Origin of the sequence: Pseudomonas sp. SIMBA_067, from assembly GCF_046534675.1 — a bacterium.
GTDB lineage: Bacteria > Pseudomonadota > Gammaproteobacteria > Pseudomonadales > Pseudomonadaceae > Aquipseudomonas > Aquipseudomonas putida.
Genome location: NZ_JAWRYH010000683.1, coordinates 1 through 261, shown reverse-complemented (window position 1 = coordinate 261; position 261 = coordinate 1). Strand labels below are relative to the sequence as shown.

General features: G+C 58.6%; 1 protein-coding gene. It reads left to right on the top strand.

Translation table 11 applies throughout. The features are described from left to right. Positions 1-180, top strand: a 180-nt coding sequence (locus SB765_RS30865) for an SRPBCC family protein (RefSeq protein ID WP_410932653.1), incomplete at its 5' end; no start/stop codon positions are given. Between the last annotated feature and the right edge of the window lie 81 nt (positions 181-261).

Here is a 261-nt window from a genome sequence, read left to right as displayed (position 1 = left end):
CAGCTGCATGGTGTGTGGGTGTTCAAGCCGCTCGGTGAAAAGGCCTGCAAGATCAGCCTCGACCTGTCCTTCGACTATGCCGGGCCGATTGTGCGCGCCACGTTGGGCCCACTGTTCAACCAGGCGGCCAACACGTTGGTTGATGCTTTCTGCCAGCGCGCCAAGCAACTGAATGCCTGATTGAAACGGGCGAAAACAAAAAGCCCGGAACACGTCCGGGCTTTTTTGTCCCTGCTGGCCCTATTAGCGGGTTTCCAGCGG